General features: G+C 76.3%; 6 protein-coding genes and 2 rRNA genes. 2 read left to right on the forward strand and 6 right to left on the reverse strand.

What is annotated here, in order from left to right; all coding sequences use genetic code 11:
- Positions 1-38 precede the first annotated feature (38 nt).
- Positions 39-356 carry an SCP2 sterol-binding domain-containing protein gene (locus BUB17_RS05335; protein WP_244276938.1) on the forward strand — a complete coding sequence of 106 codons (318 nt, stop codon included), beginning with the start codon at positions 39-41 and terminating at the stop codon, positions 354-356.
- 175 nt (positions 357-531) lie between these two features.
- Here BUB17_RS05335 and BUB17_RS05340 read toward each other — a convergent pair whose 3' ends face one another.
- Both BUB17_RS05340 and BUB17_RS05345 read right to left on the reverse strand, forming a co-directional pair.
- Positions 532-1611, reverse strand: coding sequence for an HAD-IIA family hydrolase (locus BUB17_RS05340; RefSeq protein ID WP_072914512.1), 1080 nt, complete (start codon positions 1609-1611; stop codon positions 532-534).
- Positions 1608-2048 (reverse strand): tetratricopeptide repeat protein, encoded by a 441-nt coding sequence (locus BUB17_RS05345; protein ID WP_244276940.1) that lies wholly within the window; start codon positions 2046-2048, stop codon positions 1608-1610. The genes BUB17_RS05340 and BUB17_RS05345 overlap by 4 nt, the downstream gene beginning before the upstream one ends.
- A 171-nt stretch (positions 2049-2219) precedes the next feature.
- On the opposite strand from BUB17_RS05345, the gene BUB17_RS05350 reads away from it, so the two are divergent.
- Positions 2220-3401 (forward strand): DUF1015 domain-containing protein, encoded by a 1182-nt coding sequence (locus tag BUB17_RS05350; protein ID WP_244276942.1) that lies wholly within the window; start codon positions 2220-2222, stop codon positions 3399-3401.
- An 8-nt stretch (positions 3402-3409) separates the two neighbouring features.
- On the opposite strand, the gene BUB17_RS05355 is transcribed toward BUB17_RS05350, so the two are convergent.
- From BUB17_RS05355 to BUB17_RS05375, 4 genes are all read right to left on the reverse strand, one after another.
- A complete protein-coding gene (locus BUB17_RS05355; protein WP_072914519.1) occupies positions 3410-3766 on the reverse strand; it encodes a single-stranded DNA-binding protein in 357 nt (118 codons plus the stop codon).
- 99 nt (positions 3767-3865) lie between these two features.
- Positions 3866-4699, reverse strand: a complete 834-nt coding sequence (locus BUB17_RS05360) for a tetratricopeptide repeat protein (RefSeq protein WP_141242910.1) — start codon at positions 4697-4699, stop codon at positions 3866-3868.
- Positions 4700-5731: 1032 nt separating this feature from the next.
- Positions 5732-5848: ribosomal RNA gene (rrf, locus tag BUB17_RS05370) — 5S ribosomal RNA — on the reverse strand.
- A gap of 115 nt (positions 5849-5963) precedes the next feature.
- Positions 5964-6066 (reverse strand): 23S ribosomal RNA (locus BUB17_RS05375); the annotation flags it as partial.

A 6066-nucleotide genomic window follows, 5' to 3' on the forward strand; every position in this document is an offset into this window, starting at 1 on the left:
GACGGAGGCGTGCCCGCGTGGCGACGATGGAGCAGTGCATGACCGCCCTGGAGGGGATCCTCGGCGACCTCGCGGCCAAGCCCGCGGCGCAGGGCCTGGACCGGAGCCTGTCCTGCCGGCTGACCGACCTCGACACCATCGTCCGCGGCCGGCTGGCCCGGGGATCGGTGCGCGACCTGCGGGCCGAGCCCGACGGTCAGTCGCCGGAGAAGGCCGACATCCGGTTCACCATGAGCAGTGACGACCTCGTCGCGCTGACCGAGGGCCAGCTGTCCTTCGGCCCGGCCTGGGCGTCGGGGCGGGTGAAGCTGGAGGCCGGCCTGCGCGACATGCTCCGGCTGCGCACGCTGCTCTGAGGGACCCCCTGCCCCACCGTGAGGGGACCTCGCCCGCCCTCTGGATGACCCCGGTGCCCCGCCCGCGCAAGCTCGCAGCGGGACCTTGGGCGTGGGCCATCAGCGCTCGGGGCGGTGCCCTGGGGGGGCCGGCGGCGGGCCTCTGCAGGAGGGTGTCGCCGACCCGCCGGGCAGCTCAGGACGGCAACGCCCAGCGCCGCAGCCCGGCGGCGGCAGCCGCGTCCGCAGCGGCGACCCGCACCGGTGCGGCCGCGTCCGGGTACCGGGCCCAGTGCGCGACGCACAGCGCGCGCAGCCCGTCGAGCCCGTCGGCGCTCGCGGGTGCACCGGCCGCGTGCCGGCCCAGCCGGAGCGGACCGTCCCCGGCCTCGGACCGAACCGACCACGCCCCACAGCGCCAACCCCCGTCCGCCGCGACGGCCGCGGGGTGGGCGGTGAGCAGACCGGCGGCATCCGGGGCGAGCAGGTCGGGCCGCTGATCCGGACCGGCTGCCAGCAGGGTCGCCGGGTCGGTCACGCCGGTGAGCACCAGCAGGGTCGCCGCGCCGGCGCGGCGACCACCCTCGACGTCGGTGTCGAGCCGGTCGCCCACCACCAGGGGCCGCCGCGCTCCGGTGCGGCGGACGCACTCGGCGTGCATGGCCGGGTCGGGCTTACCGGTCACCAGCGGGCGCCGGCCGGTGACGGCGCTGACGACGCCCACCAGCGCGCCGTTGCCGGGCAGGGGCCCGCGCGGGGAGGGGATGGTGGCGTCGGCGTTGGTGGCCACGTGCTCGGCGCCGTTGCGGACGGCCACCACGGCCTCGGCCAGCTCGGTCCACCCGACGTCGCGGCCGTAGCCCTGCACGACCGCGAGCGGCTCCTCTCCGGCGTGGGCGACCACGGTGAGCCCCGCGGCCCGGAGCGCGGCGGCCACGCCCGGGCCGCCGACCGGTAGGACGCGGGCGCCCGCACCGAGCCGCTGGGCGACGACCGTGGCCGCCGCCTGCGAGCTGGTGATCACCTCCGGGGCGCTCGCGGGAACATCGAGGGCGGTGAGGTGCTCGGCGACCTCCTCCGGTGTCCGGGAGGCGTTGTTGGTGACGAAGCCCAGCCGCATGCCCGCCGCCCGCGCGGCCGCCAGCGCCTCGGGCACGCCGGGCACCGCCTCGGGGCCGACGTAGACGACGCCGTCCAGGTCGAGCAGCGCGACGTCGTACTGCCGGCAGGGTGGCTGCGCAGCGCCCGCGGACAGCGGGATCAGCGCGCCGTTCACGAGGTCTCCCCGCCACGGCGGGCACGCACCCCGCGCAGCGCGCGCGAGTAGTGGCCCAGGTCCGGGCGCATCGCCACGGCCAGGGCCAGATGCTCGGCGGCGAGGTCGAGGTCGCCCGCCCGGCTGGCCGCGAGGCCCAGGCCGAACTGAGCGTAGTCGTCGGCCGGATTGCGGACGGTGAGCTCGTGGAACGTCCCGACCGCCTCGGCGTAGCGGCCGGCGTCGTACTGGGCGCGGGCCAGCGCCTCCAGCAAGCTGCGCGACCCCGGCTCGGCCGCTGCGGCGCGGGCCAGGATCGTCGCTGCGGCTGCCGGATCACGATTGGCCAGCAGCTGCAGCCCGCGCTGGTACCAGTCGTAGACGTCGCCGTCGGGCACCCCCGCGTCGGACACCGCCGCTCCCTCGGTCCGGGTGCCGCCGGGCGGTGGTGTCGTCACCGGCCTGCTCCCGCAGCCCGCGACGTCCACCGTCCGGAGCGCACCGCTCCTACGATTCCCGTCGTGCGCTCGTCGTCGGACTCCCCGTTCCCGGAAGCTGCGACGGGGCTCGAGGTCCGGCCCTTCCGCGCTCTCACGTACCGGCGACGAGACCCCGGCTCCCTGGCCCGGGTGAGCTCGCCAGCCTACGACCTGGTGACCCCGGAGGGTCGGGACCGCCTGACCGCCGCCGACCCGCACAACGTCGTGCGCCTCATCCTGCCCGGCGTCGCGTCCGGTGCGGACGGCTCGGGCGGCGACGGGCTGCGCCGGTCGGTCGCCGAGGCTGCCGGGATGCTGCGGAGCTGGGAGCAGGCCGGAGTGCTCGAGCGCGACGTCGAGCCGGCGCTGTGGGTGTACGCGCTGAGCCCGGCGGACGGCGCTCCCGACACCGTCGGCTGGCTGGCCGCGGTCGAGCTGCCGCCGGCCGGCTCGCGTGCCGTCCTGCCTCACGAGGACACCTTCCCCGGTGCCGTGGAGGGACGCCGGGCGCTGCTGGAGGCGACCGCGACCGACCTGGAGCCCATCGTGCTGGCGCACGACCCGCACCCGGGTCTCCCCGCGCTGACCGTCGCAGCCCAGGAGGGTTCGCCGACGCTCGAGGTGACCGACGCCGACGGTGTCCGGCACGCCCTGTGGCGGGTGGCCGACCCGGCGCTGACCGGCCCGGTCACCGCCGCGCTCGCCGACACCGGCGCGGTCATCGCCGACGGGCACCACCGCTTCGCGGCGGCGCGGGCCCACGGTGCACGCGCCATCCTGGCGCTGGTCACCCCCATGGGACCGGGCGGGCTGCGCGTGCACCCGATCCACCGGGTGGTGCCCGACCTCGCCCTCGGTGAGGCGCTCGCCGCGGCCTCGGCCGGTTTCCGGGCGACTGAGCTGCCCGTGGGCGCCGGCGGCTCCGCCGCGGCGGTCCGGCGCTGGATCGCCGATCCCGGCGAGACGGGCCTGCTGATCAGCGACGGATCTCGGCTGGTCCGGCTGGATTCCCCGTCGGCCGACGTGCTCGACGCCGTTCCCACCGAGGCTCCGGAATCGTGGCGCGGGCTGGACGTCGTGGTCGTCCACCACGGCCTGGTGCACCGGCTGTGGGGGCGCGCCGACGACGCCGACGCCGTCCTCATCGCGCACGGCGTCGAGGAGGCGCTGACCGGCGCACGCAGCCGCCACGGCGTGGCGGTCCTGCTGCGGGCGCCCTCGCCTGCCGACGTCGCCGCCGTGGCCCGGGCGAACGCCCGCATGCCCCGGAAGTCGACACTGTTCGTCCCGAAGCCGCGAACCGGTCTGGTCCTGCGGCCGCACGGGGACTGACCGGCCGCTCACGCGGTGCGGACGTCGGCCCCCGCGGACCTCGGCACCTTGCGTCCGCGTCGGCAGTTCACCTCGGTCATCGACGTGGTTCCGGTCGCGGTCCGCCAGAACCGGCGCTGCAGCGCGCCCTCCACCTCGACGACGTCACCGGCCTGCCACGCCGTGACCCGCCTCTGCAGCGCGCGGTCGTAGGTGATGCACGGCAGCGTGTCGGTCGACCGCCCCCGGACCAGCGGTCCGGGCCGGCGCACCACCAGGCGGAAGCTGACCAGCGTGTCGCCGCTGGGCAGGGTCCGCACCTCGGCCGGGGCAGAGAGCTTCCCGCGGAGCACCACGTCGTTCCGGTCGATCACAGCCACGCTCATGACGGCAGCCTCGCCGTCCCGCTCTGCCCGGACCAGGTCCGTCGGAGGTCTGTGGACCGCGGGCACCGGTGTGGACGGCGCCGACCCCGCTGTCGGCGATCAGTGCCCGGGGGGGCCTTCCGCGGCAGCGGCGTCCTCGGGCTCGTCGGTCTCGCCCAGCAGTTCGGCGACCTCGGCCTCGATGTCCTCAGCGAAGTCGTGGTCCTCGGACCCGTCGGGCTCCCCGCCGGAGTCGTCGTCCGCGTCGGCCGGCCTCTCGCCGGCCGGTGCCCGTACCTCAGCGACCTCCGCCGCCGGGGCGGCGTCTGCCACGGGCAGCTCCTCCTCGGAGAACTCGACGTCGGACTCGTCGGGGGTGTGCGCGGCCACCGCGGCGTGCCACTCGGCTGCGAGGGCGCTCTCACCGGCGGCCTCGAGGAGGTGGGCGTAGGCGGCCGAGACCCGCGGCACCGCGGGGTCGGCCCAGTCGACCGAGTCCGGGCGGGGACGCCCTCCGAGGGCGCCCTCCAGCACGAGACGAGCTGCAGACGGCTCTCCGAGGTCCTGGCGCGCGCCGGCCTCGACCATGCGCAGCTCGACGGTCTCCTCGACGTCCGGGCGCTCGGCCAGCGCCTCACGCACCAGCCGCAGGGCGACCTCGGGACGCCCCAGGGCCCGCTCACAGTCAGCGAGCACTGCCCGATATCCCGGGTCCCCGCTCATCCGGCGGTAGGCACGCAGCTCACGGGCGGCCTCGGCGTAGTCCCCGGCGTGGTACGCGGCCACGCCGACGGCCTCGCGGACGACGGCGATGCGCGACGCCCGGTCGCGGGCCGCCCGCGCGTGGGCCAGCGCCTCCTCGGGTTGGTCGTCGACGAGCGTCCCGGCGACGACCAGATGGCCGGCCACCCGCTGGGCGTTGCGCGGGTCGAGCCCGCGCAACGCCGCACGCACCGACTGGTCCAGCTCACGCGGGTCGGCCCACTCGGGGAGCTCCGGACCCGTTGGGGCGGGCGGGGTGCGCTCGCCGCTGTGGGGCGGCCGCTGACCGCGCTCCGGACGCCCGCGGCGGTCATCGCCCGGACGGCGGTCCCGCCAGTCGCTCCGCTGTCCGCCGGAGCGGCTCACGCTGGATTGCGACTCACCGCGCGACCCACCGGGGCGTTGGGAACGACCCTCCCGCCGGTCCGGAGCGACATCGGATCGCCCGCCACGCGGACGGTCGCGCCACCCCGCCCGCTCGATCTGCGGCGGCTCTCCGGCGGCCCGCTGGTCCTGCCAGTTGCTGCGTGCCGGCCGCTCACCCTGCGGTCGGCGGTCCTGCCGGCCCGGGCGGTCCTCGCGACCCCGGCCGTCTGAGGGACGCCGGTCCCGCCACTCCGGTCGGCCTGCCGCCGGACGGTCGCCCTGCGGTCGCCGGTCCTGCCGGCCCGGGCGGTCCTCGCGACCCCGGCCATCTGAGGGACGCCGGTCCCGCCACTCCGGTCGGGCTGCCGCCGGACGGTCGCCCTGCGACCGCCGATCCTGCCACTCCTTGCGCGGGGCTCCAGCGTTCGAGCCGGCGTCACGCTGCGGGCGGCGGTCCCGCCAGTCCTGCCGCGCGGCACCCTCGCCTCGGCTGCCCGCATCCCCGTGCGGACGACGCTGCGGCCCGTCCCCGTCAGGACGACGCTCCTGCCAACTGCCTCCGCGGCCGTCCTCCGACCGGCCCCCGGCCGGCCGCCGCCCCTGCCAGGAGCCCTGCCCACCACGCCCCGAGGACGCCCCGCGCGCACCGGCACCTCGTGCTTGCGGACGGCCCCGTTCGAAGCCGCCGCCTCCTCGGGATCCCTGCCCGCCGGTACCGCCGGCGCCTCGTCGCGGTGAAGTCATGAGCGTCTGCGTACCTCGCCAGTAGGGGCAGCACGCACAGCGCTGCAAGATGTGTCCGGAAACGACGGAACGGGGGCCAGAGCACGTGGCTCTGACCCCCGTTCTGGAATGGTTGTCCGGCGGTGTCCTACTCTCCCACTCCGTTCCCGGAGCAGTACCATCGGCGCTGAGAGGCTTAGCTTCCGGGTTCGGAATGGAACCGGGCGTTTCCCTCTCGCCATGACCGCCGTAACACTGTGAACATGACAACCGGTGTCTCCGGTTGGGTCGTTCAGAACCGCACAGTGGACGCGTTGGTGCGCATGATCTTCGACCGCGGCCCGTGTGTGGGGCTCGTGGTGGTCGTGTGGTCAAGCCCTCGGCCTGTTAGTACCGGTCAGCTCACACACCTCGCGGTGCTTCCACTTCCGGCCTATCAACCCGCTGGTCTGGGCGGGGGCCTTACCCGG

Origin of the sequence: Geodermatophilus obscurus, from assembly GCF_900143215.1 — a bacterium.
Taxonomy (GTDB): Bacteria; Actinomycetota; Actinomycetes; order Mycobacteriales; family Geodermatophilaceae; genus Geodermatophilus; species Geodermatophilus obscurus_A.

Excerpts from the sequence above, each read along its gene's own strand:
- BUB17_RS05335 (WP_244276938.1), top strand. The coding sequence starts at position 39 with ATGACCGCCCTGGAGGGGATCCTCGGCGACCTCGCGGCCAAGCCCGCG.
- BUB17_RS05355 (WP_072914519.1), bottom strand. The coding sequence starts at position 3,766 with ATGAGCGTGGCTGTGATCGACCGGAACGACGTGGTGCTCCGCGGGAAG.